The organism is Geodermatophilus sp. SYSU D01180 (assembly GCF_054050415.1).
Map to the genome: position 1 here is coordinate 132,793 of NZ_JBJGZH010000009.1, position 21,961 is coordinate 154,753.

Annotated in this window: 29 protein-coding genes; 26 read left to right on the forward strand and 3 right to left on the reverse strand. The window is 70.9% G+C overall.

The window, feature by feature from the left end; genetic code table 11:
- The first annotated feature begins 89 nt into the window (after nucleotides 1-89).
- Complete coding sequence (locus tag ACI8AA_RS10885) at nucleotides 90-3,995, forward strand: DNA-directed RNA polymerase subunit beta' (RefSeq protein WP_457044459.1); 3,906 nt, start codon at nucleotides 90-92, stop codon at nucleotides 3,993-3,995.
- A gap of 95 nt (nucleotides 3,996-4,090) precedes the next feature.
- Here the strand turns inward: ACI8AA_RS10885 and ACI8AA_RS10890 are convergent, their stop codons facing one another.
- From ACI8AA_RS10890 to ACI8AA_RS10900, 3 genes are all read right to left on the reverse strand, one after another.
- Complete coding sequence (locus tag ACI8AA_RS10890; RefSeq protein ID WP_457044460.1) at nucleotides 4,091-5,134, reverse strand: LLM class F420-dependent oxidoreductase; 1,044 nt, start codon at nucleotides 5,132-5,134, stop codon at nucleotides 4,091-4,093.
- A 77-nt stretch (nucleotides 5,135-5,211) separates the two neighbouring features.
- A complete protein-coding gene (locus ACI8AA_RS10895; protein ID WP_387987762.1) occupies nucleotides 5,212-5,442 on the reverse strand; it encodes a hypothetical protein in 231 nt (76 codons plus the stop codon).
- Between the two features lie 146 nt (nucleotides 5,443-5,588).
- Nucleotides 5,589-6,554, reverse strand: a complete 966-nt coding sequence (locus tag ACI8AA_RS10900; RefSeq protein WP_457044461.1) for a hypothetical protein — start codon at nucleotides 6,552-6,554, stop codon at nucleotides 5,589-5,591.
- 613 nt (nucleotides 6,555-7,167) lie between these two features.
- On the opposite strand from ACI8AA_RS10900, the gene rpsL reads away from it, so the two are divergent.
- From rpsL to rplO, 25 genes are all read left to right on the forward strand, one after another.
- Nucleotides 7,168-7,542, forward strand: coding sequence for a 30S ribosomal protein S12 (gene rpsL, locus ACI8AA_RS10905; RefSeq protein ID WP_012950487.1), 375 nt, complete (start codon nucleotides 7,168-7,170; stop codon nucleotides 7,540-7,542).
- 1 nt (nucleotide 7,543) lies between these two features.
- Nucleotides 7,544-8,014 (forward strand): 30S ribosomal protein S7, encoded by a 471-nt coding sequence (gene rpsG, locus ACI8AA_RS10910; RefSeq protein WP_075013303.1) that lies wholly within the window; start codon nucleotides 7,544-7,546, stop codon nucleotides 8,012-8,014.
- A 104-nt stretch (nucleotides 8,015-8,118) separates the two neighbouring features.
- A complete protein-coding gene (gene fusA / locus ACI8AA_RS10915) occupies nucleotides 8,119-10,218 on the forward strand; it encodes an elongation factor G (protein WP_457044462.1) in 2,100 nt (699 codons plus the stop codon).
- 90 nt (nucleotides 10,219-10,308) lie between these two features.
- Complete coding sequence (gene tuf / locus ACI8AA_RS10920) at nucleotides 10,309-11,502, forward strand: elongation factor Tu (protein ID WP_456893474.1); 1,194 nt, start codon at nucleotides 10,309-10,311, stop codon at nucleotides 11,500-11,502.
- A 169-nt stretch (nucleotides 11,503-11,671) separates the two neighbouring features.
- The gene (gene rpsJ, locus ACI8AA_RS10925) at nucleotides 11,672-11,977 is read left to right on the forward strand and encodes a 30S ribosomal protein S10 (protein WP_014742859.1); all 306 of its coding nucleotides are present in this window, start codon (nucleotides 11,672-11,674) and stop codon (nucleotides 11,975-11,977) included.
- A gap of 16 nt (nucleotides 11,978-11,993) precedes the next feature.
- A complete protein-coding gene (gene rplC / locus ACI8AA_RS10930) occupies nucleotides 11,994-12,659 on the forward strand; it encodes a 50S ribosomal protein L3 (RefSeq protein ID WP_456929502.1) in 666 nt (221 codons plus the stop codon).
- On the forward strand, nucleotides 12,656-13,465 hold the full coding sequence (gene rplD / locus ACI8AA_RS10935; protein WP_457044463.1) for a 50S ribosomal protein L4: 810 nt from the start codon (nucleotides 12,656-12,658) through the stop codon (nucleotides 13,463-13,465). Before rplC ends, rplD begins: the two co-directional genes overlap by 4 nt.
- Nucleotides 13,462-13,764, forward strand: a complete 303-nt coding sequence (gene rplW / locus ACI8AA_RS10940) for a 50S ribosomal protein L23 (RefSeq protein ID WP_100497379.1) — start codon at nucleotides 13,462-13,464, stop codon at nucleotides 13,762-13,764. The genes rplD and rplW overlap by 4 nt, the downstream gene beginning before the upstream one ends.
- Before the next feature lie 41 nt (nucleotides 13,765-13,805).
- Nucleotides 13,806-14,639, forward strand: a complete 834-nt coding sequence (gene rplB, locus ACI8AA_RS10945; protein WP_073421345.1) for a 50S ribosomal protein L2 — start codon at nucleotides 13,806-13,808, stop codon at nucleotides 14,637-14,639.
- A 23-nt stretch (nucleotides 14,640-14,662) separates the two neighbouring features.
- Entirely contained in the window at nucleotides 14,663-14,944 is a 282-nt protein-coding gene (gene rpsS, locus ACI8AA_RS10950; RefSeq protein WP_073421347.1) for a 30S ribosomal protein S19, read from the forward strand.
- A gap of 26 nt (nucleotides 14,945-14,970) precedes the next feature.
- The gene (gene rplV, locus ACI8AA_RS10955) at nucleotides 14,971-15,450 is read left to right on the forward strand and encodes a 50S ribosomal protein L22 (protein WP_456940081.1); all 480 of its coding nucleotides are present in this window, start codon (nucleotides 14,971-14,973) and stop codon (nucleotides 15,448-15,450) included.
- On the forward strand, nucleotides 15,450-16,358 hold the full coding sequence (rpsC, locus tag ACI8AA_RS10960; RefSeq protein ID WP_457044464.1) for a 30S ribosomal protein S3: 909 nt from the start codon (nucleotides 15,450-15,452) through the stop codon (nucleotides 16,356-16,358). The genes rplV and rpsC overlap by 1 nt, the downstream gene beginning before the upstream one ends.
- Nucleotides 16,359-16,361: 3 nt before the next feature.
- Nucleotides 16,362-16,778, forward strand: coding sequence for a 50S ribosomal protein L16 (rplP, locus tag ACI8AA_RS10965; protein WP_387987743.1), 417 nt, complete (start codon nucleotides 16,362-16,364; stop codon nucleotides 16,776-16,778).
- The gene (gene rpmC / locus ACI8AA_RS10970; protein ID WP_387987741.1) at nucleotides 16,778-17,011 is read left to right on the forward strand and encodes a 50S ribosomal protein L29; all 234 of its coding nucleotides are present in this window, start codon (nucleotides 16,778-16,780) and stop codon (nucleotides 17,009-17,011) included. The genes rplP and rpmC overlap by 1 nt, the downstream gene beginning before the upstream one ends.
- Nucleotides 17,008-17,307, forward strand: coding sequence for a 30S ribosomal protein S17 (gene rpsQ / locus ACI8AA_RS10975; protein WP_369202793.1), 300 nt, complete (start codon nucleotides 17,008-17,010; stop codon nucleotides 17,305-17,307). The genes rpmC and rpsQ overlap by 4 nt, the downstream gene beginning before the upstream one ends.
- A 220-nt stretch (nucleotides 17,308-17,527) precedes the next feature.
- On the forward strand, nucleotides 17,528-17,896 hold the full coding sequence (gene rplN, locus ACI8AA_RS10980; RefSeq protein ID WP_387987738.1) for a 50S ribosomal protein L14: 369 nt from the start codon (nucleotides 17,528-17,530) through the stop codon (nucleotides 17,894-17,896).
- Nucleotides 17,897-17,898: 2 nt separating this feature from the next.
- Nucleotides 17,899-18,252, forward strand: a complete 354-nt coding sequence (rplX, locus tag ACI8AA_RS10985) for a 50S ribosomal protein L24 (protein ID WP_457044465.1) — start codon at nucleotides 17,899-17,901, stop codon at nucleotides 18,250-18,252.
- 2 nt (nucleotides 18,253-18,254) lie between these two features.
- Nucleotides 18,255-18,839 (forward strand): 50S ribosomal protein L5, encoded by a 585-nt coding sequence (gene rplE, locus ACI8AA_RS10990; RefSeq protein WP_387987736.1) that lies wholly within the window; start codon nucleotides 18,255-18,257, stop codon nucleotides 18,837-18,839.
- A gap of 22 nt (nucleotides 18,840-18,861) precedes the next feature.
- Complete coding sequence (locus tag ACI8AA_RS10995; protein WP_012950469.1) at nucleotides 18,862-19,047, forward strand: type Z 30S ribosomal protein S14; 186 nt, start codon at nucleotides 18,862-18,864, stop codon at nucleotides 19,045-19,047.
- A gap of 122 nt (nucleotides 19,048-19,169) precedes the next feature.
- Entirely contained in the window at nucleotides 19,170-19,574 is a 405-nt protein-coding gene (rpsH, locus tag ACI8AA_RS11000; protein ID WP_456901390.1) for a 30S ribosomal protein S8, read from the forward strand.
- Between the two features lie 14 nt (nucleotides 19,575-19,588).
- Entirely contained in the window at nucleotides 19,589-20,128 is a 540-nt protein-coding gene (gene rplF, locus ACI8AA_RS11005; protein WP_457044466.1) for a 50S ribosomal protein L6, read from the forward strand.
- Complete coding sequence (rplR, locus tag ACI8AA_RS11010) at nucleotides 20,128-20,535, forward strand: 50S ribosomal protein L18 (protein ID WP_387987729.1); 408 nt, start codon at nucleotides 20,128-20,130, stop codon at nucleotides 20,533-20,535. The genes rplF and rplR overlap by 1 nt, the downstream gene beginning before the upstream one ends.
- 40 nt (nucleotides 20,536-20,575) lie before the next feature.
- Nucleotides 20,576-21,190, forward strand: coding sequence for a 30S ribosomal protein S5 (rpsE, locus tag ACI8AA_RS11015; RefSeq protein ID WP_387987727.1), 615 nt, complete (start codon nucleotides 20,576-20,578; stop codon nucleotides 21,188-21,190).
- 1 nt (nucleotide 21,191) lies between these two features.
- Nucleotides 21,192-21,371 (forward strand): 50S ribosomal protein L30, encoded by a 180-nt coding sequence (rpmD, locus tag ACI8AA_RS11020; RefSeq protein ID WP_387987725.1) that lies wholly within the window; start codon nucleotides 21,192-21,194, stop codon nucleotides 21,369-21,371.
- Between the two features lie 13 nt (nucleotides 21,372-21,384).
- The gene (rplO, locus tag ACI8AA_RS11025) at nucleotides 21,385-21,828 is read left to right on the forward strand and encodes a 50S ribosomal protein L15 (RefSeq protein WP_456937828.1); all 444 of its coding nucleotides are present in this window, start codon (nucleotides 21,385-21,387) and stop codon (nucleotides 21,826-21,828) included.
- Nucleotides 21,829-21,961: the final 133 nt, after the last annotated feature.

The window sequence follows — 21,961 nt, forward strand, 5'->3', positions numbered from 1 at the left end:
CCGGCCGGCCCTCTGCGTGACGGGCCGGCCGGCGTCCCCAGCCAACGACTAGAAGTGCAGTAACGAGCCCCGGGAAAGGGGTCCACTCAGTGCTCGACGTCAACTTCTTCGACGAGCTCCGCATCGGTCTGGCCACCGGCGACGACATCCGCCAGTGGTCGCACGGTGAGGTGAAGAAGCCCGAGACCATCAACTACCGGACGCTGCGCCCGGAGAAGGACGGTCTCTTCTGCGAGAAGATCTTCGGTCCCACGCGGGACTGGGAGTGCTACTGCGGCAAGTACAAGCGCGTCCGCTTCAAGGGCATCATCTGTGAGCGCTGCGGCGTCGAGGTGACCCGGGCCAAGGTCCGCCGCGAGCGGATGGGCCACATCGAGCTGGCCGCGCCGGTCACCCACATCTGGTTCTTCAAGGGCGTCCCCTCGCGCCTGGGCTACCTGCTCGACCTGGCGCCCAAGGACCTCGAGAAGATCATCTACTTCGCCGCCTACCTGATCACCTCGGTCGACGACGAGGCGCGCCACCGCGACCTCCCGACCATCGAGGCCGAGATCAGCGCCGAGAAGCACAACCTCGAGAGCCGGCGCGACGCCGACGTCGAGGCCCGCCAGCAGAAGCTCGAGGCCGACCTGGCCGAGCTCGAGGCGGAGGGCGCCAAGTCCGACGTCCGCCGCAAGGTGCGCGAGGGCGGCGAGCGCGAGATGCGCCAGCTGCGCGACCGCGCCCAGCGGGAGATCGACCGCCTCGAGGAGGTGCTCGACACCTTCCGCAAGCTCGAGGTCAAGCAGCTCATCGCCGACGAGGGCCTGTACCGGGAGCTGCGCGACCGGTTCGGCGAGTACTTCGAGGGCGGCATGGGTGCCGCGGCCCTGCAGAAGCTGCTGGCCGACTTCGACCTCGACGCCGAGGCCGCCTCGCTGCGCGAGACCATCCGCAGCGGCAAGGGCCAGCGCAAGCTGCGGGCCCTCAAGCGGCTCAAGGTCGTCGCGGCGTTCCAGCAGACCCGCAACTCGCCCATGGGCATGGTGCTGGACTGCGTCCCGGTCATCCCGCCGGACCTGCGCCCGATGGTGCAGCTCGACGGTGGCCGCTTCGCCACCAGCGACATGAACGACCTGTACCGCCGGGTCATCAACCGGAACAACCGGCTCAAGCGGCTGCTCGACCTCGGCGCGCCCGAGATCATCGTGAACAACGAGAAGCGGATGCTCCAGGAGTCCGTGGACGCGCTGTTCGACAACGGCCGCCGCGGCCGTCCGGTCACCGGCCCGGGCAACCGCCCCCTGAAGTCCCTGAGCGACCTGCTCAAGGGCAAGCAGGGCCGGTTCCGCCAGAACCTGCTCGGCAAGCGCGTCGACTACTCCGGCCGCTCGGTCATCGTCGTCGGCCCGCAGCTGAAGCTGCACCAGTGCGGCCTGCCCAAGCAGATGGCGCTCGAGCTGTTCAAGCCCTTCGTCATGAAGCGGCTGGTCGACCTCAACCACGCGCAGAACATCAAGTCCGCCAAGCGCATGGTCGAGCGCGCCCGTCCCGTCGTCTGGGACGTGCTCGAGGAGGTCATCACCGAGCACCCGGTGCTGCTGAACCGGGCGCCGACGCTGCACCGCCTGGGCATCCAGGCCTTCGAGCCGCAGCTGGTCGAGGGCAAGGCCATCCAGATCCACCCGCTGGTCTGCACGGCCTTCAACGCCGACTTCGACGGTGACCAGATGGCGGTCCACCTGCCGCTGTCGGCGGAGGCGCAGGCCGAGGCCCGCATCCTCATGCTGTCCAGCAACAACATCCTGAGCCCGGCCGACGGTCGCCCGATCACCGCGCCGACCCAGGACATGGTGCTGGGCCTGTACCACCTGACCACCCTGGTGCCGAGCCGGCACGAGGCCGACGGTGGCCGTCCGGCGGCCTTCGGGTCGACGGCCGAGGCGATCATGGCGTTCGACAAGGGCGCCCTGGCCCTGCAGGAGCGCGCGCTGATCCGCCTCGACGAGGTGTTCGGCGTCGACAACGGCAAGGTCAACGAGGCCTGGACCCAGCCCGAGGACTGGACCCCGGGTGCCCCGGCGCTGGTCGAGACCAGCCTGGGCCGGGTGCTGTTCAACGAGGCCCTGCCCGAGGACTACCGCTTCGTCAACTACCAGGTGCCGAAGAAGGAGCTCGGGGCGATCGTCAACGACCTCGCCGAGCGCTACCCCAAGGTGCAGGTCGCGGCGACGCTGGACGCCCTCAAGTCGGCCGGCTTCCGCTGGGCGACCCGCTCGGGCGTCACGATCGCCATCGACGACGTCGTCACCCCGCCGGCCAAGCAGGAGATCCTCGACCGGCACGAGGCCGAGGCGCGCGGCATCGAGCGGCAGTACGAGCGCGGTGTCATCACCGACGCCGAGCGCCGTGGCGAGCTGATCGAGATCTGGACCCGCGCGCGGGCCGAGGTCTCGCAGGCGATGGTGGACAACTTCCCGACCACCAACCCGGTCTGGGTCATGGTCAACTCGGGCGCCCGAGGCAACATGATGCAGATCAGCCAGATCGCCGGCATGCGCGGCCTGGTGGCCAACCCGAAGGGCGAGATCATCCCGCGGCCGATCAAGGCCAACTTCCGGGAGGGTCTGTCCGTGCTGGAGTACTTCATCTCCACCCACGGTGCGCGCAAGGGTCTGGCCGACACCGCCCTGCGGACCGCTGACTCCGGGTACCTCACCCGCCGGCTGGTCGACGTCTCGCAGGACGTCATCATCCGCGAGGAGGACTGCGGCACCGAGCGCGGCGTGGTCATGCCGATCGCGACCGTCGTCGACGGTGTCCTGACCCGGGACGCGCACGTCGAGACCAGCGTCTACGCCCGCTCCCTGGCCGCCGACGTGGTGGCCGAGGACGGCACGCTGATCGCGCAGGCCGGCCAGGACCTGGGTGACGTGCTGATCGGCCAGCTGGTCGACGCCGGCGTCGCCGAGGTCAAGGTCCGCTGCGTCCTGACCTGCGAGTCCCTGCTGGGCACCTGCGCGACCTGCTACGGCCGGTCGCTGGCCACCGGCAAGCTCGTCGACGTCGGCGAGGCGGTCGGCATCATCGCCGCCCAGTCGATCGGTGAGCCCGGCACCCAGCTGACGATGCGCACCTTCCACACCGGTGGTGTCGCGGGTGAGGACATCACCCACGGTCTGCCGCGTGTCGTGGAGCTCTTCGAGGCCCGCGTCCCCAAGGGCAAGGCCCCGATCGCCGAGCTGGCCGGCTCCGTCCGGATCGAGGACGGCGAGCAGTTCCGCAAGCTCACGATCACCCCGGACGACGGCTCCGACGAGGTCGTCTACGACAAGCTGTCGCGCCGGTCGCGGCTGCGGGTCGAGGACGGCTCCCACGTCGAGGTCGGCGAGCAGCTCACCGAGGGTGCGGTGGACCCGCACGAGGTGCTGCGGATCATGGGCCCGCGCGAGGTGCAGCTGCACCTGGTCCGCGAGGTCCAGGAGGTCTACCGCAGCCAGGGCGTGTCGATCCACGACAAGCACATCGAGGTGATCATCCGCCAGATGCTGAAGCGGGTGACCATCATCGACTCGGGCGCCACGGAGTTCCTCCCCGGTGCGCTGGTCGAGCGGACGCTGTTCGAGACCGAGAACCGCCGCGTCGTCGCCGAGGGCGGCGAGCCGGCCTCGGCACGTCCGGTGCTCATGGGCATCACCAAGGCCTCGCTCGCGACCGAGTCGTGGCTGTCGGCCGCCTCCTTCCAGGAGACGACCAAGGTGCTCACCGACGCCGCGATCCAGGGCAAGAGCGACTCGCTCCTCGGCCTCAAGGAGAACGTGATCATCGGCAAGCTGATCCCGGCAGGTACGGGCATCAGCCGCTACCGGAACATCACGGTCGAGCCGACCGAGGAGGCCCGCGCCGCCGTCTACACGATGGCCGGGTACGACGACGGGCAGTACTACAGCCCGGACGTCTTCGGGGCGGGCTCCGGTGAGGCCGTGCGCCTCGAGGAGTACGACTGGCGGGGCTGATCCCCGGTGGTGCATGAGAAGGGCCCCCAGGTCACCGACCTGGGGGCCCTTCTCCGCGTCAGGGGAGCGGCCGCGTCACGTGACGCAACGCCGGACTAGCGGTCGGCCAGCTTCCGCATGGTCTCCACCGTGCGCAGCCGGCCCTCGCGGCTGTCGTCGAGGGGCTGCAGGGCGATGGTGGTGACGCCGGCCTCCGCGTAGGCGGCCACCCGCTCGGCCACGTACGACTCCGGCCCGATCAGCGACACCTTGCGGACGAACTCCTCGGGCAGCGCCGCGGCAGCCTCGTCCTTCTTCCCGTCCAGGTAGAGGTCCTGGACGGTGGTGGCGGCCTCCTCGTAGCCGTAGCGGCGGGCGAGGTCGTTGTAGAAGTTCTTGCCCCGGGCGCCCATGCCGCCGACGTAGAGGGCCAGCTGCGGCCGCACCAGGTCGTGCAGGTGGTCGACGTCCTCGCCGATCGCCACCGGGACGCCGCAGATCACCTGCAGGTCCCCGAGCGCGGCGTCCCGCTTGGCCTTCCCGGCACGCAGCGAGTCGCCCCAGACGTCGTCAGCGCGCTCGGGCATGAACCAGATCGGCTCCCAGACCTCGGCGATCTCGGCGGCGAGCTCCACGTTCTTGGGGCCGAGCGCGGCGAGCATCACCGGGATGCGCTCGCGCACCGGGGTGTTGATCAGCTTCAGCGGCTTGCCCAGGCCGGTGCCCTGCTCGGCCGGCAGCGGCACCGTGTACTTGGGCCCCTCGTGCACGAGCCGCTCGCGGCGCCACACCTGCCGGCAGATCTCCACGACCTCGCGGGTGCGCTGCAGCGGAGCGTCGTAGGGGACGCCGTGCCAGCCCTCGATCACCTGCGGGCCGGAGGCGCCCAGGCCGAGGGTGAACCGCCCGCCGGAGACGAAGTCCAGCCCAGCGGCGGTCATGGCCGTCAGGGCCGGCGTCCGGCTGTAGACCGGGAGGATCGCGCTCATCAGCTCGACCCGCTCCGTGACCGCCGCCAGGTACCCGAGCTGGCTGACGGCGTCGAAGGTGTAGACCTCCGCGCACATCGCGAGGTCGAGCCCGGCGGCCTCGAGGTCGACGATCTCCGCCGCCGTCTCCTGGAAACCCCCCGCGTAACTGGCCTGGATGCCGATGCGCACCTGCACTCCTCTGGTCGGCGGCGCCCGCGTCGGCGCCTCCGGCGACCGTAGCGGGTGCGCGCGGGCGGGCCGGGGGCTCAGGCGGTGCGGCTGCGCAGCGGGCGGATCACCCCGACGACCTCGGTGACGACCCGGACGCCGTCGACGTCGCGGGGGACCAGGCCCGCCGCGTCGGCGTCGGCGACGTCGACCTTCACGACGTAGCCGCTGTCCCGCCGGGCCAGGCCGATGCCGACGACCCCCGGCTGGGCGGAGAGCTGGTCGGCGAGGACGCCCTTGGCGGCGCGGGCGGCGGCACGGTCGGTCACGAGGTCTCCTCGCTGACGCCCGCGCGCCGGGTGCCCGGGACGAGGGAGGTCCCGGACGGCCGTGCGGGCTCGGTCACCTCCCCATGGTGCCTCGTTCCCGCCCGGAGCGACATCCCCCTGACCTGGGGGACGGCCTCAGGAGGAGGTCAGGAGGCGACCCACTCCGCCCCCAGGGTGGCCAGCACGGTCGACAGGGGGTTGGCGAAGGTCAGCCCGGCGCCGTTGCTGCCGCCCTGGTCGCTGCCTGCGAACAGCAGGCCCAGCGGGACGCGGTCGGCGCTGCGCCAGATGACCGAGCCGCTGTCCCCGCCGGCGGAGAAGGGCCCCGACAGGCCCTCGATCTCGATCTGGTCGTCGAAGACGTGCACTCCGTCGTCGTACTGGACGGCGACCCCGTCCACCTCGACGGCGGTGACCCGCCCGCGGGTGTGCCCGGTGGTGCGGCCGACCTTCTCGACCTCCTCGTCGGGCTCCACCTCCAGCCCGTCGGCCACGGTGGCGGCCAGCGGGCCGCCGGGGACCCGGCCGGGCTCGGCCTCGACGCCGGCGTCCAGGACGGCGACGGCGGCGTCGACCTTGTTGCGGCCCTCGGTGAAGCGCTCGAAGGCGGTCAGCGTGGCCACCCGGTCGGCCGGGACACCACCGTCGGCCGGCCCCGGCTGCAGCACGGCGTCGCCGACCTCGCCGGCGTCGCTGGCCGCCAGGACGTGGTTGTTGGACAGGATCGCCAGCCGGCCGTCCACCCGGACGAAGCCGCCCAGCGTCCCGGCCGTCACGGCGGGGTGGGCCACCGACAGCCCCGGGTGCAGCGGCCGGGTGCGCCGTTGGAGCTCGGCGGGGGTGGGGGAGGACAGCGGCACTATCGGCCCGGTCACCCGGACGTCGATCTCCGCGCGCACCACGGCGTCGAGGTCGGTGAGCAGCACCCGGGCGTCGTCCTCCGCCGCCACCCGGATCGCGAGGTGCACCCGCCCCGGGGCGACCGGTGCCAGCCCGATGGCCGGCCGCGTCCACACGCGGCCGCCGAGGTCGCTGGCCCGGACCAGGGGGAAGCCCTCGGCCAGGCGGGCGGACAGCCGCGCCTTGAGCTCGCGCGCCGTGTCGATCAGCACCAGGACCTCCGTAGCGGTGAGTGGTCTCGTTGGGACCGACGGTAGGGGGAGGGGCTGACAGTCGCGCGCCCACCGCGGGACGGGAGGCGCGTCGACGTCCCCCGGTGCGCGAGCCCGGTCGCGGTATGGTGCGACCTCCCCCGGGGCCGTGCGGCACGGTCCCCGCGGCCGCCGGGAATGGCCGGCGTCACCGCGTCGTTGTCCCCGTCGAACGGGCCCGGGTGGCAGGCAGACCCTGCCCGCTCGGCTCCCGGGACCCGGCTTTGACCGCCTCCCAGCACGCGGGTATCGTGGTCAGCCGTGCCCAGGGTGCCCTGGGCCTGCTCCCGTTCGCGGTGCGCCTGGGTGTCCGGAGGTCCGCCTCCAGGCCGCGGGTCCGCCCCGGTGGGCCGTCCACGGAGGACGGTGTCCGGAGGTGGCGGCGCCGAGTCGCGGGGGGCGACCTGTCCGGTACGACCGCCGGCCGGTCCTGGGGAAGGCGACACGCCCGACCGCGGGGACCGGTGAGTGGCTCGCGACCAGGGCGGACGACCCCGGCAGGACCGGCACCGGCGACACGACAGCAGCACCGTCCACAGCACGACCCAGCGCAGGTAGGAGATCCAGGCCACCCATGCCCACGATCAACCAGCTGGTCCGCAAGGGCCGCGAGGACAAGGTCGAGAAGACCAAGACCCCGGCGTTGAAGGGCTCCCCTCAGCGTCGAGGCGTGTGCACCCGCGTGTACACCACGACGCCGAAGAAGCCGAACTCGGCGCTCCGCAAGGTCGCTCGCGTCCGCCTCACCAGTGGCATCGAGGTGACCGCCTACATCCCGGGCGTCGGCCACAACCTGCAGGAGCACTCGATGGTGCTCGTGCGCGGCGGCCGCGTGAAGGACCTCCCGGGTGTGCGTTACAAGATCATCCGCGGCTCGCTCGACACCCAGGGTGTCCGCAACCGCAAGCAGGCTCGCAGCCGGTACGGCGCGAAGAAGGAGAAGAGCTGACATGCCGCGCAAGGGCCCCGCGCCGCGCCGTCCGCTGGTCAACGACCCGGTCTACCAGTCGCCGCTGGTCACCCAGCTGGTGAACAAGGTCCTCGTCGACGGCAAGCGCTCGGTCGCCGAGTCGATCGTCTACGGCGCCCTGGAGGGCTGCCGCGCCAAGACCGACACCGACCCGGTGGTGACGCTCAAGCGCGCGCTGGACAACGTCAAGCCGGCCCTCGAGGTCCGCAGCCGCCGAGTCGGTGGCGCGACCTACCAGGTCCCGGTCGAGGTCCGCGCCTCCCGCAGCACCACCCTGGGCCTGCGCTGGCTGATCCAGTACAGCCGGGCGCGCCGCGAGAAGACGATGACCGAGCGCCTCATGAACGAGCTGCTCGACGCCAGCAACGGCCTCGGTGCCGCGGTCAAGCGCCGCGAGGACACCCACAAGATGGCCGAGTCGAACAAGGCCTTCGCGCACTACCGCTGGTAGTCGCACCCCCGCTGGTGACACCCCCGTCCACCAGCACCCGCCGGCGGGAACGCCGGGCCACCCCCGGTACCCGCACGCGGACCAGAGACAAAGAGGAGTGAGGAATGGCCGACACCCAGGCCCAGCTCGCCAGGACCCGCAACATCGGGATCATGGCGCACATCGACGCGGGCAAGACCACGACGACCGAGCGCATCCTCTTCTACACCGGTATCAACTACAAGATCGGTGAGGTCCACGACGGCGCGGCCACGATGGACTGGATGGAGCAGGAGCAGGAGCGCGGCATCACCATCACGTCCGCCGCGACGAAGTGCTCCTGGAACGACCACGACATCAACATCATCGACACCCCGGGACACGTCGACTTCACCGTCGAGGTGGAGCGGTCCCTGCGCGTGCTCGACGGTGCCGTGGCCGTCTACGACGGTGTCGCCGGCGTGGAGCCGCAGACCGAGCAGGTCTGGCGGCAGGCGGAGAAGTACGGCGTCCCGCGCATGTGCTTCGTCAACAAGCTCGACCGGACCGGCGCGAACTTCTTCCGCTGCGTCGACATGATGGTCGAGCGGCTCGGCGCCAACCCGGCCGTGCTGCAGCTGCCCATCGGCGCCGAGGCCGACTTCGTCGGCGTCGTCGACCTGGTGCAGATGCGCGCGCTCACCTGGCGCGGTGAGACCAAGATGGGCGAGGACTACGCCGTCGAGGAGATCCCCGCCGAGCTCGCCGACCAGGCCGCCGAGTACCGCGACAAGCTGCTCGAGACGATCGCCGAGACCGACGACGCGATCATGGAGGCCTACCTGGGCGGCGAGGACATCCCCGTCGACCAGCTCAAGGCCGCCATCCGCAAGGCGACCATCGCCGCGCAGATCAACCCGGTGCTCACCGGCACGGCGTTCAAGAACAAGGGCGTGCAGCCCCTGCTCGACGCCGTCGTCGACTACCTGCCCAGCCCGCTGGACATCGAGGCCATCGTGGGCACCGCCCTCGACGGCGAGACCGAGGTCCTGCGGCACGCCGACGAGGACGAGCCGTTCTCGGCGCTGGCCTTCAAGATCCAGACGGACCAGCACCTCGGCAAGCTGACCTACGTCCGGGTCTACTCGGGCCGGCTCAACTCCGGGTCCCCGGTGCTCAACAGCACCAAGGACCGCAAGGAGCGGATCGGCAAGATCTACCAGATGCACGCCAACAAGCGCGAGGAGCGCGAGGGCGTGGGCGCCGGCCAGATCGTCGCCGTCGTCGGCCTGAAGCAGACGACCACGGGTGACACCCTCTGCGACCCGCAGAACCCGGTGATCCTCGAGTCGATGACCTTCCCGGCCCCGGTCATCTCGGTCGCCATCGAGCCCAAGACCAAGGGCGACCAGGAGAAGCTCGGCACCGCCATCCAGAAGCTGGCCGAGGAGGACCCGACCTTCCAGGTCCGCCTCGACGACGAGACCGGCCAGACCGTCATCTCCGGCATGGGCGAGCTCCACCTGGAGATCCTGGTCGACCGCATGCGGCGCGAGTTCCGCGTCGAGGCCAACGTCGGCAAGCCGCAGGTCGCCTACCGCGAGACCATCCGCAAGGCGGTCGAGAAGGTCGACTACACCCACAAGAAGCAGACGGGTGGGTCCGGCCAGTTCGCCAAGGTGCAGGTCAGCATCGAGCCGCTCGAGGTCAGCGGCGACGGCCCGACCTACGAGTTCGTCAACGCCGTCACCGGTGGTCGCATCCCGAAGGAGTACATCCCCTCGGTCGACCAGGGCATGCAGGACGCCATGCAGTACGGCATCCTCGCCGGCTACCCGATGGTCGGGGTCAAGGCGATCCTCGTCGACGGCCAGTACCACGAGGTCGACTCCTCGGAGATGGCCTTCAAGATCGCCGGCTCGATGGTCTTCAAGGAGGCCGCCCGCAAGGCCAGCCCGGCCCTGCTCGAGCCGATGATGGCCGTCGAGGTCGTCACGCCCGAGGACTACATGGGTGACGTCATCGGCGACCTGAACTCCCGGCGCGGGATGATCCAGGCGATGGAGGAGCGCTCCGGCGCCCGCGTCGTCCGGGCCCTGGTCCCGCTCTCGGAGATGTTCGGCTACGTGGGCGACCTGCGCAGCCGCACCCAGGGGCGGGCGAGCTACACCATGGTGTTCGACTCGTACGCCGAGGTCCCGCAGAACGTGGCCAAGGAGATCATCGCCAAGGCCACCGGCGAGTGACCCGCCGGCCGGGGCACGTCCCGGCCGGCACTTCCAGCAAGCCCACCCCAGAGTTCGCGCACTACGCGAGACCACGAGGAGAGGAACCCAGTGGCCAAGGCCAAGTTCGAGCGGACCAAGCCGCACGTCAACATCGGCACCATCGGGCACATCGACCACGGCAAGACCACGCTGACCGCGGCGATCACCAAGGTGCTGCACGACAAGTACCCGGACCTCAACGAGGCGTCGGCCTTCGACCAGATCGACAAGGCGCCCGAGGAGAAGGCCCGCGGCATCACGATCTCGATCGCCCACGTCGAGTACCAGACGGAGAACCGTCACTACGCGCACGTCGACTGCCCCGGGCACGCCGACTACATCAAGAACATGATCACCGGTGCGGCGCAGATGGACGGCGCCATCCTGGTGGTCGCCGCGACCGACGGCCCGATGCCGCAGACCAAGGAGCACGTCCTCCTGGCCCGCCAGGTCGGCGTCCCCTACATCGTCGTGGCGCTGAACAAGGCCGACATGGTCGACGACGAGGAGATCCTCGAGCTCGTCGAGCTGGAGGTCCGCGAGCTGCTGTCCGAGTACGAGTTCCCGGGTGACGACGTCCCCGTGGTCCGCGTCTCGGCGCTGAAGGCCCTCGAGGGCGACGCCGAGTGGGGCAACAAGCTCATGGAGCTCATGGACGCCGTCGACACGGCGATCCCCGAGCCGCAGCGTGAGATCGACAAGCCCTTCCTCATGCCGGTCGAGGACGTCTTCACCATCACCGGCCGCGGCACCGTCGTCACCGGTCGCGTGGAGCGCGGCATCGTCAAGGTGTCGGAGGAGGTCGAGATCGTCGGCATCCGTCCGTCGTCGACCAAGACCACCGTCACCGGCGTCGAGATGTTCCGCAAGCTGCTCGACCAGGGCCAGGCCGGCGACAACGTCGGTCTGCTGCTGCGCGGCATCAAGCGCGAGGACGTGGAGCGCGGCCAGGTCGTCGTGAAGCCCGGCTCGATCACCCCGCACACCAACTTCGAGGGTTCGGTCTACATCCTCTCGAAGGACGAGGGTGGTCGTCACACGCCGTTCTTCAACAACTACCGTCCGCAGTTCTACTTCCGGACGACCGACGTCACCGGCGTCGTGACCCTGCCGGCCGGCACCGAGATGGTCATGCCGGGCGACAACACCGAGATGACGGTCGAGCTGATCCAGCCGATCGCCATGGAGGAGGGCCTGCGGTTCGCCATCCGTGAGGGTGGCCGCACCGTCGGCGCCGGTCGCGTCACCAAGATCATCAAGTAGTACCCCCTGACGGGCGGCGGCGCACCCCTGCGCCGCCGCCCGTCCCCGGGTGGGCGAGCTGCGTGTGTGCACCGCCACCCTCCCCGCTGGGGCCGCACCGGATGAGTTCCGGACGCACCCGGCGTTCCCCAGCTAGCAGAACAGCGATCGGCAGGAGCGAGAGACAGCGATGGCGGGACAGAAGATCCGCATCAGGCTGAAGGCCTACGACCACGAGGCCATCGACGCCTCGGCGCGGCGCATCGTCGACACGGTCACCAAGACCGGTGCGCGCGTCGTCGGCCCGGTGCCGCTGCCGACGGAGAAGAACGTGTACTGCGTCATCCGCTCGCCGCACAAGTACAAGGACTCGCGCGAGCACTTCGAGATGCGCACGCACAAGCGGCTCATCGACATCCTCGATCCGACGCCGAAGACGGTCGACGCGCTCATGCGCATCGACCTGCCGGCCTCGGTCGACGTGAACATCCAGTAAGGGACCGAGTCCAGTCATGGCGAGTACGTTCCGCGGGCTCCTCGGCGAGAAGCTGGGGATGACCCAGGTCTTCGACGAGAACAACCGCATCGTGCCGGTGACCGTCGTTAAGGCGGGCCCGAACGTGGTGACGCAGGTGCGCACCCCCGAGGTCGACGGCTACTCGGCCGTCCAGCTCGGCTTCGGCGAGATCGACCCCCGCAAGGTGAACAAGCCCGAGGGTGGCCACTTTGCCAAGGCCGGCGTGACGCCGCGCCGCCACCTGGTCGAGCTCCGCACCGAGGACGCCGGCCAGTACACGGTCGGCCAGGAGCTGACCGCTGAGGTCTTCGACGGCGTGGCCAAGGTCGACGTCATCGGCACCAGCAAGGGCAAGGGCACCGCCGGCGTCATGAAGCGCCACGGCTTCAAGGGCCTCGGCGCGGCGCACGGCACCCAGCGCAAGCACCGGTCGCCCGGCTCCATCGGCGGCGCCTCCACCCCCGGCCGCGTGTTCAAGGGCCTGAAGATGGCCGGGCGCATGGGCGCGGTGAAGACCACGACCCTCTCGCTCGTCGTCCACAAGGTCGACACCGAGCGCGGCCTCATCCTGATCAAGGGCGCCGTCCCCGGCCCGAAGGGCGGGCTCCTGCTCGTCCGCTCGGCCGTCAAGGGCGGTCCCGTGGGGAGTGACAACCAGTGACCCAGTCGACCGCGACCGAGGCCGCGCGCGCCGACCGCCAGGTCGACGTCCGCACGCCGGCGGGGGAGACCTCCGGCAGCGTCACGCTGCCCGGTGACCTGTTCGACGCGAACGCGAACGTCGCGCTCATGCACCAGGTCGTCGTCGCCCAGCTGGCCGCGGCCCGCCAGGGCACCCACGCGACGAAGACGCGTGGCGCCGTCAGCGGCGGTGGCGTCAAGCCCTACCGCCAGAAGGGCACCGGCCGCGCCCGCCAGGGCTCGATCCGCGCGCCGCAGTTCACCGGCGGTGGCACGGTCCACGGCCCCCAGCCGCGCGACTACTCGCAGCGCACGCCCAAGAAGATGAAGGCCGCCGCCCTGCGCGGCGCCCTCTCCGACCGGGCGCGCGACGGCCGCGTGCACGTCGTCACCACCTTCGTCGACGGGGACGCCCCGAAGACCAAGGCGGCCATCGCCACCCTGAACGCCGTCACCGGCGCCAAGCGGGTGCTCGTGGTCCTCGACCGCGACGACGTCCTCAACTGGGTGAGCCTGCGCAACGAGCCGCGCGTGCACCTGATCGAGGCCGGCCAGCTCAACACCTACGACGTCCTGGTCAGCGACGAGGTGGTCTTCACCGAGACCGCGCTCGCCGAGTTCGTGGCCGGCCCGCACGGCGGCAACGGCGGCACCTCGCTGACCAAGCCGGACCTGACGACGCCGGACATCCCCGGCGCCATCCCGTCCATCCAGCCGGCTGAGGGCACGACCGACCTGGACCTCGAGCAGAACGAGGCCACCGACACCACCGAGGAGAAGGCGTGAGCGTCCGCGACCCCCGGGACGTCCTGCTGTCGCCGGTCATCTCGGAGAAGAGCTACGGGCTGCTGGACGAGAACCAGTACACGTTCGTGGTGCTGCCCGAGGCCAACAAGACGCAGATCAAGATCGCGGTCGAGCAGGTCTTCAACGTGAAGGTCCTCGGCGTGAACACCATCAACCGCCAGGGCAAGCGCAAGCGCAGCCGGGGCAACAAGCTCGGCAAGCGCAAGGACACCAAGCGGGCCATCGTCTCGCTGGCGCCCGGCGACCGGATCGAGATCTTCGGGGGCCCGGGCGCCTGAGCCCGGGACTGCCGGACCAGAGATAGAGGACTGAGTCAGCAATGGCTATCCGCAAGTACAAGCCGACGACGCCGGGCCGCCGCGGCTCCAGCGTCGCCGACTTCGCCGAGGTCACCCGCGACCACCCCGAGAAGTCGCTGGTCCGGCCGCTGCACGGTCGTGGCGGGCGCAACGTCCACGGGAAGGTCACCGCCCGCCACCAGGGCGGCGGCCACAAGCGCGCCTACCGCGTCATCGACTTCCGTCGGGCGGACAAGGACGGCGTGCCGGCGAAGGTCGCGCACATCGAGTACGACCCCAACCGCACCTCGCGCATCGCGCTGCTGCACTTCGCCGACGGCGAGAAGCGCTACATCATCGCGCCGGCCCGCCTGAAGCAGGGCGACACGGTGGAGTGCGGCCCCGCGGCCGACATCAAGCCGGGCAACAACCTGCCGCTGCGCAACATCCCCGTCGGCACGGTCGTGCACGCGATCGAGCTGCGGCCGGGCGGCGGCGCGAAGATCGCCCGCTCCGCCGGCACCAGCGTCCAGCTGGTCGCGCGCGAGGGCCGCTTCGCCCAGCTGCGCATGCCCTCGGGCGAGATCCGCAACGTCGACGTGCGCTGCCGCGCCACCGTCGGCGAGGTGGGCAACGCCGAGCAGTCGAACATCAACTGGGGCAAGGCCGGCCGCATGCGGTGGAAGGGCAAGCGCCCGACCGTCCGCGGTGTCGCCATGAACCCGGTGGACCACCCGCACGGTGGTGGTGAGGGCAAGACCTCCGGTGGTCGCCACCCGGTGAACCCGAAGGGCAAGCCGGAGGGCCGCACGCGCAAGCGCAAGGCCAGTGACGCCCTGATCGTGCGCCGCCGGCGCACCAACAAGAAGCGCTGAGCGGGTAGAGGAGTCCGACAGACATGCCACGCAGCCTGAAGAAGGGCCCGTTCGTCGACGACCACCTGCTCAAGAAGGTGGACGTGCAGAACGAGAAGGGCACCAAGACGGTCATCCGGACCTGGTCCCGCCGCTCGACGATCATCCCGGACATGCTCGGCCACACCATCGCCGTGCACGACGGTCGCAAGCACGTCCCGGTCTTCGTGACCGAGGCGATGGTCGGGCACAAGCTCGGCGAGTTCGCTCCGACCCGGACCTTCCGCGGTCACGTCAAGGACGACCGCCGGTCGCGGCGCGGCTGAGCCCGGTCCCGAGAGAGAGACTTGAGATGACTTCCCAGCTGGGAGAGGAGACGCAGGTCGCCCGGGCCGTCGCCCGCGGCGTCCGCGTCACCCCCATGAAGGCACGCCGGGTGGTGGACCTCATCCGCTACCTGCCCACCGACGAGGCCCTGGCCCTCCTGCGGTTCGCCCCGCAGGCGGCCAGCGAGCCGGTGGCCAAGGTCGTCGCCAGCGCCGTCGCCAACGCCGAGCACAACCTGCGGCTGGACCCGGCCGCGCTCGTCGTCAGCGCCGCCTACGTCGACGAGGGCCCGACCATGAAGCGGATCCGGCCGCGCGCCCAGGGCCGCGCCTACCGCATCAACAAGCGGACCAGCCACATCACCGTCGAGGTGAGCGAGGTCGGCTCCAGCGCCGAGCTCGCCGGCAAGTCCCGCACCGCCCGCCGCCGCACCGGCCAGTCCGGCCCGGCGACGCAGCAGCAGGGCACGCAGCAGCGCTCCAACACGAGGGGAGGGACCCGCTAGTGGGTCAGAAGGTCAACCCGCACGGGTTCCGCCTCGGCATCACCACCGACTACAAGTCCCGGTGGTACGCCGACAAGCTGTACAAGGACTACGTCAAGGAAGACGTGGCCATCCGCAAGCTCATGACCAAGGGCATGGAGCGCGCCGGCATCTCGAAGGTGGAGATCGAGCGCACCCGCGACCGGGTCCGGGTCGACATCCACACCGCCCGGCCGGGCATCGTCATCGGCCGCCGCGGCGCCGAGGCCGACCGCATCCGCGGCGAGCTGGAGAAGCTCACCGGCAAGCAGGTGCAGCTGAACATCCTCGAGGTCAAGAACCCCGAGGCCGACGCCCAGCTCGTGGCCCAGGCCGTGGCCGAGCAGCTGTCCAGCCGCGTCAGCTTCCGCCGCGCCATGCGCAAGGCCATGCAGTCGGCCCAGCGCAGCCCGCAGGTCAAGGGCATCCGGGTGCAGTGCTCCGGGCGCCTGGGCGGCACCGAGATGAGCCGGTCGGAGTTCTACCGCGAGGGTCGGGTGCCGCTGCACACCCTCCGGGCGAACATCGACTACGGCCTGTACGAGGCCCGCACCACCTTCGGCCGCATCGGCGTGAAGGTGTGGATCTACAAGGGCGACGTCAGCGGCTCGCGTGCCGAGCGGGAGGCCCTCGAGGCCCTCGCCGCCCGGCAGCAGCGCCGGGAGCGCCCGCAGCGCCCCCGCCGGTCGGGCTCCAGCGGCACCACCGCCGGTGGCACCGAGGCCGGCCGCGCCGCCGCCGAGACGTCGACCGGTCCGGACACCGCCGCCGACAGCACCGTGGCCGTGACCTCGGGTGAGGTCGCGCCCGAGCAGACCGTCGCCGAGGCCGCCGGCCCCGAGGCGACCGCCGCGGCCGAGACGACCGCGACCGAGAACACGGAGGGCTGACACGTGCTGATCCCCCGGCGCGTCAAGCACCGCAAGCAGCACCACCCGGACCGCTCCGGCCGGGCCAAGGGCGGCACGGCGATCAACTTCGGTGAGTACGCCATCCAGGCCCTCGAGCCGGCGTACGTCACCAACCGGCAGATCGAGTCCGCCCGTATCGCCATGACCCGGCACATCCGCCGTGGCGGCAAGGTCTGGATCACGATCTACCCGGACCGCCCGCTCACCAAGAAGCCGGCCGAGACCCGCATGGGTTCCGGCAAGGGCTCCCCGGAGTGGTGGGTCGCCAACGTCAAGCCGGGCCGCGTCATGTTCGAGCTGTCGGGTGTCCCGGAGTCGGTGGCCCGCGAGGCCATGCGCCGCGCCATCCACAAGCTGCCCATGAAGGCTCGCTTCATCACGCGTGAAGGAGAGGTGTGATGGCCGCCGGTCTGACCGCCCCGGAGCTGCGCGAGCTCTCGGCCGAGGAGCTCGCCACGCGGCTGCGTGAGCACAAGGAAGAGCTGTTCAACCTGCGGTTCCAGGTGGCCACCGGCCAGCTGGACAACAACCGGCGACTGCAGACCGTCCGCCGCGACATCGCCCGGATCTACACGATCATGCGCGAGCGCGAGCTGGGTCTCTCGGTCGCCCCGAACGAGGGTGTGGCATGAGCGAGCCCGAGAACACCGCTGTCGCCAGCGGCCCCGGCCTGGCCGGCCGCGGCTACCGCAAGGTCCGCGAGGGCCTCGTGGTCAGCGACAAGATGGACAAGACCATCGTCGTCGAGGTCGAGGACCGCGTGAAGCACGGCCTCTACGGCAAGGTCCTCCGGCGCACCAGCAAACTGAAGGCCCACGACGAGCAGGGGGTCGCCGGCATCGGTGACCGCGTGCAGATCATGGAGACCCGGCCGCTGTCGGCCACCAAGCGGTGGCGGCTGGTCGAGGTCCTCGAGAAGGCCAAGTAACACCCGTCGGGGGTCCGCAGGCCCTGTGACCCACGCCCTCCGGGGCGGGTCGCGGGACCGGGTACCCTGGACGACTGGCGCCCCTCCGGGTGAGCGCCACATCCCGGTACCCGTGTCGGACGCACCGGCGGCATCAGTCGCCGGTGCGTCCGCGCGTGGGTACCGGACAGCCGGTTCACCGTTCCGGCCCGGCTGTCACCACTGAGATTGGGAGTAGGACGTGATCCAGCAGGAGTCGCGGCTCCGGGTCGCCGACAACACCGGTGCGAAGGAGATCCTCTGCATCCGGGTGCTCGGCGGGTCCGGGCGGCGCTACGCCGGCATCGGCGACGTCATCGTGGCGACCGTCAAGGACGCGCTGCCCGGTGCCGGCGTCAAGCGCGGCGACGTCGTCAAGGCCGTCGTGGTCCGCACGCGGAAGGAGCGTCGTCGTCCCGACGGCTCCTACATCCGCTTCGACGAGAACGCCGCGGTGATCATCCGCGACAGCGGGGACCCGCGCGGCACGCGCATCTTCGGTCCCGTCGGCCGCGAGCTGCGCGACAAGCGCTTCATGCGGATCATCTCGCTCGCCCCGGAGGTGCTCTGACCATGGCTGCCAAGAAGACCACGCCGGCCAAGACGCCGGGCATGAAGGTGAAGAAGGGCGACACCGTGGTGGTCCTGTCCGGCAAGGACAAGGGCGCCAAGGGTCGCGTGATCGCCGCCTACCCCAAGCTGCAGAAGGTCCTCGTCGAGGGCGTCGGCCGCGTCAAGAAGCACACCCGCATCAGCTCGAACCAGCGGGGCGCGCAGCAGGGCGGCATCGTCACCCAGGAGGCTCCCATCCACGTCAGCAACGTGATGGTGATCGACTCCGAGGGGACGCCGACCCGGGTCGGTTACCGCCAGGACGAGGAAGGCCGCAACATCCGGGTGTCGCGGCGCACCGGTAAGGACCTCTGACGATGACTGCACCCACCCGTGAGCTCCCGCGCCTGCTGGCGCACTACCGCGAGTCGATCGTGCCGGCCCTCCAGGAGGAGTTCGGCTTCGAGAACGTCATGCAGATCCCGCGGCTGACGAAGATCGTCGTCAACATGGGCGTCGGCGAGGCGACCCGCGACGCGAAGCTGATGGACGGCGCGGTCCGCGACCTCACCGCCATCACCGGCCAGCGTCCGGCCGTCGTCCGGGCCCGCAAGTCCATCGCCCAGTTCAAGCTGCGCGAGGGCATGCCCATCGGCGCCAAGGTCACCCTCCGCGGCGACCGCATGTGGGAGTTCCTCGACCGGCTCCTGGCGCTGGCGCTGCCCCGCATCCGCGACTTCCGCGGCCTGAACGCCAAGCAGTTCGACGGGCACGGCAACTACACGTTCGGGCTGACCGAGCAGTCGATGTTCCGCGAGATCGACGTCGACAAGATCGACCGTCCGCGCGGCATGGACATCACGCTCGTCACCACCGCCACGAACGACGAGGAGGGTCGCGAGCTGCTCCGCCTCCTGGGCTTCCCGTTCGCCGGCCAGCCCGTCGTCACCACCATCCGCTGAGCCGGGCCGAGGAGACAGACAGATGGCCAAGAAGGCGCTGATCAACAAGGCGGCCCGCAAGCCCAAGTTCGCGGTCCGCGGCTACACCCGCTGCCAGCGGTGCGGTCGTCCGCACTCGGTCTTCCGCAAGTTCGGCCTGTGCCGGATCTGCCTGCGGGAGATGGCGCACGCCGGCGAGCTGCCGGGCGTGAGCAAGTCCAGCTGGTAGTCCGCAGTCCCCGCCCCGCGCGCTGACCGCGCGGGGCGGGTCCCCAGCACCACCGGTCGCCGAGAGGCCCACGCGAGGGACGCGTGAGGAACCGCGGCGAGAGAGGCACGACACCCATGACGATGACCGACCCGATCGCGGACATGCTCACGCGGCTGCGCAACGCGAACACGGCCTACCACGACTCGACGCGCATGCCGTCGTCGAAGCTCAAGACGCACATCGCCGAGATCCTCCAGCAGGAGGGCTACATCGCCGGCTGGCGCGTGGAGGACGTCGAGAAGGACGGCGCCACCCGCAAGGAGCTGGTGATCGACCTGAAGTTCGGCCCCAACCGCGAGCGCAGCATCGCCGGGGTGCGCCGGGTGTCCAAGCCGGGCCTGCGGGTCTACGCGAAGTCGAACGCCCTGCCGAAGGTCCTGGGCGGCCTCGGGGTGGCCATCATCTCCACCTCGACCGGGCTGCTGACCGACCGGCAGGCGACCAAGAAGGGCGTGGGCGGGGAAGTCCTCGCCTACGTCTGGTAAGAGGAGCGAGCGAGATGTCACGGATCGGACGACTGCCGGTTCCCGTGCCCGGTGGCGTGGACGTCACCATCGACGGCCAGACGGTCAGCGTGAAGGGCCCCAAGGGCACCCTGTCCCACACCGTCGCGGCGCCCATCACGGTCGCCCGCGGCGAGGACGGCACGCTGAGCGTCCAGCGGCCCAACGACGAGCGCGAGAGCCGGGCGCTGCACGGCCTGTCCCGCACCCTGATCGCCAACATGATCACCGGCGTCACCGAGGGCTACACGAAGACCCTCGAGATCGTCGGCGTCGGCTACCGCGTCCAGGCCCGCGGCACGGACCTGGAGTTCGCGCTCGGCTACAGCCACCCGGTGCCGGTGCGTGCCCCGGAGGGCATCACCTTCACCGTCGAGTCGCCCACCCGCCTGCGGGTGACCGGCATCGACAAGCAGCAGGTCGGCCAGGTGGCCGCCAACATCCGCGGCCTCCGCAAGCCCGACCCGTACAAGGGCAAGGGCGTGCGCTACCAGGGCGAGGTCGTCAAGCGCAAGGTCGGGAAGACGGGTAAGTGATGGCACAGACCGAGAAGGCCGCTCGGGTGCACACGCCCGTCGGCACCGACATCAGCACCGCGCGCCGCGTCTCGCGGTTGCGCCGCCACAACCGGCTCCGCAAGCGGGTCTCCGGCACGCCGGACCGCCCGCGCATGGTGGTCAACCGCAGCACGCGGCACATCCACGTGCAGGTCGTGGACGACACCGCCGGCCGTACGCTGGTGAGCGCCTCGACGCTCGACGCCAGCCTGCGCGGCGCCGAGGGCGACAAGTCCGCCCTGGCCCGCCGGGTGGGCGCCCTGGTCGCCGAGCGCGCCCAGGCCGCCGGCATCACCAAGGTCGTGTTCGACCGCGGGGGCAACCGCTACCAGGGCCGCATCGCCGCGCTGGCCGACGGCGCGCGTGAGGGCGGGCTGGACTTCTGATGAGCAGCACCGCCAACAAGCAGATCGAGAGGGACGTCTGATGCCAGGACCACAGCGACGCGGCGGCGGCGCCGGCGGCGGCAACGACCGCCGCGACCGTCGTGACGGCGGGCGGGGGCCCGGCGGCGCGCCTGCCGAGAAGAGCAACTACATCGAGCGCGTGGTGGCCATCAACCGCGTGTCGAAGGTCGTCAAGGGTGGTCGGCGCTTCAGCTTCACCGCCCTGGTGATCGTCGGCGACGGTGACGGCACCGTGGGCGTCGGCTACGGCAAGGCCAAGGAGGTGCCCGCGGCGATCGCCAAGGGCGTCGAGGAGGCCAAGAAGCACTTCTACAAGGTGCCGCGCATCGCCAGCACCATCCCGCACCCGGTGCAGGGTGAGGCCGCTGCCGGTGTCGTGCTGCTCAAGCCGGCCAGCCCCGGTACCGGTGTCATCGCCGGCGGCCCGGTGCGCGCCGTCCTCGAGTGCGCCGGCATCCACGACGTGCTCTCGAAGAGCCTCGGCTCGTCGAACCCGATCAACATCGTGCACGCCACCATGCAGGCGCTGAAGGAGCTCGTCCGCCCCGAGGAGATCGCCGCCCGCCGCGGGCTGCCCCTCGAGGACGTCGCCCCGGCCGCCATGCTGCGGGCGCGTGCGGGCCAGGGGGTCTGACATGGCGCAGCTGAAGGTGACCCAGGTCCGGTCGGCGATCGGCACGAAGCCCAACCAGCGGCAGACGCTGCGGTCCCTGGGCCTCAAGCGGATCAACGACACGGTCGTGCAGGAGGACCGTCCCGAGATCCGCGGGATGGTCGCCACGGTGACGCACCTCGTCGCCGTCGAAGAGATCTGAGCAGGGACTCGTCATGACTCTCAAGGTCCACCACCTGCGTCCGGCCCCGGGCGCCCACACCCCCAAGACGCGCGTCGGCCGGGGTGAGGGCTCCAAGGGCAAGACCGCCGGTCGCGGCACCAAGGGCACCGGGGCGCGCGGCAACACCTCCGCGCGCTTCGAGGGCGGCCAGACGCCGCTGCACATGCGGCTGCCCAAGATGTCCGGCTTCAAGAACCGGAACAAGGTCGTCTTCCAGGTCGTCAACCTCGACCGGATCGCGTCCCTGTTCCCGCAGGGCGGGCACGTCGACCCCGACACGCTCGCCGACGCCGGCGCGGTCCGTCGCGGCCAGCCGGTGAAGGTCCTCGGCACCGGTGAGCTGGGCGGCGTCCAGGTCACCGTGCACGCGCACGCCTTCTCGGCCTCCGCCGCCGAGAAGATCGCCGCGGCCGGGGGCAGCACCACCCGCATCTGAGCAGGGGACGACCCCCGGGGCCGCACGACCAGCCCCGGGGGTCGTCTGCTGTTCCGGGCCCTCCGGAGGGACGGGCCCGCCCGGGCCCCGCGCGCCGGCCAGGAGGCCGCGCCGGGGACACCCGGTGGGGGAG

Excerpts from the sequence above, each read along its gene's own strand:
- rpsL (WP_012950487.1), top strand. The coding sequence starts at position 7,168 with ATGCCCACGATCAACCAGCTGGTCCGCAAGGGCCGCGAGGACAAGGTC.
- rpsG (WP_075013303.1), top strand. The coding sequence starts at position 7,544 with ATGCCGCGCAAGGGCCCCGCGCCGCGCCGTCCGCTGGTCAACGACCCG.
- fusA (WP_457044462.1), top strand. The coding sequence starts at position 8,119 with ATGGCCGACACCCAGGCCCAGCTCGCCAGGACCCGCAACATCGGGATC.
- rpsJ (WP_014742859.1), top strand. The coding sequence starts at position 11,672 with ATGGCGGGACAGAAGATCCGCATCAGGCTGAAGGCCTACGACCACGAG.
- rplC (WP_456929502.1), top strand. The coding sequence starts at position 11,994 with ATGGCGAGTACGTTCCGCGGGCTCCTCGGCGAGAAGCTGGGGATGACC.
- rplB (WP_073421345.1), top strand. The coding sequence starts at position 13,806 with ATGGCTATCCGCAAGTACAAGCCGACGACGCCGGGCCGCCGCGGCTCC.
- rpsS (WP_073421347.1), top strand. The coding sequence starts at position 14,663 with ATGCCACGCAGCCTGAAGAAGGGCCCGTTCGTCGACGACCACCTGCTC.
- rplV (WP_456940081.1), top strand. The coding sequence starts at position 14,971 with ATGACTTCCCAGCTGGGAGAGGAGACGCAGGTCGCCCGGGCCGTCGCC.
- rpmC (WP_387987741.1), top strand. The coding sequence starts at position 16,778 with ATGGCCGCCGGTCTGACCGCCCCGGAGCTGCGCGAGCTCTCGGCCGAG.
- rpsQ (WP_369202793.1), top strand. The coding sequence starts at position 17,008 with ATGAGCGAGCCCGAGAACACCGCTGTCGCCAGCGGCCCCGGCCTGGCC.
- rplX (WP_457044465.1), top strand. The coding sequence starts at position 17,899 with ATGGCTGCCAAGAAGACCACGCCGGCCAAGACGCCGGGCATGAAGGTG.
- rplE (WP_387987736.1), top strand. The coding sequence starts at position 18,255 with ATGACTGCACCCACCCGTGAGCTCCCGCGCCTGCTGGCGCACTACCGC.
- ACI8AA_RS10995 (WP_012950469.1), top strand. The coding sequence starts at position 18,862 with ATGGCCAAGAAGGCGCTGATCAACAAGGCGGCCCGCAAGCCCAAGTTC.
- rpsH (WP_456901390.1), top strand. The coding sequence starts at position 19,170 with ATGACCGACCCGATCGCGGACATGCTCACGCGGCTGCGCAACGCGAAC.
- rplF (WP_457044466.1), top strand. The coding sequence starts at position 19,589 with ATGTCACGGATCGGACGACTGCCGGTTCCCGTGCCCGGTGGCGTGGAC.
- rplR (WP_387987729.1), top strand. The coding sequence starts at position 20,128 with ATGGCACAGACCGAGAAGGCCGCTCGGGTGCACACGCCCGTCGGCACC.
- rpsE (WP_387987727.1), top strand. The coding sequence starts at position 20,576 with ATGCCAGGACCACAGCGACGCGGCGGCGGCGCCGGCGGCGGCAACGAC.
- rpmD (WP_387987725.1), top strand. The coding sequence starts at position 21,192 with ATGGCGCAGCTGAAGGTGACCCAGGTCCGGTCGGCGATCGGCACGAAG.
- rplO (WP_456937828.1), top strand. The coding sequence starts at position 21,385 with ATGACTCTCAAGGTCCACCACCTGCGTCCGGCCCCGGGCGCCCACACC.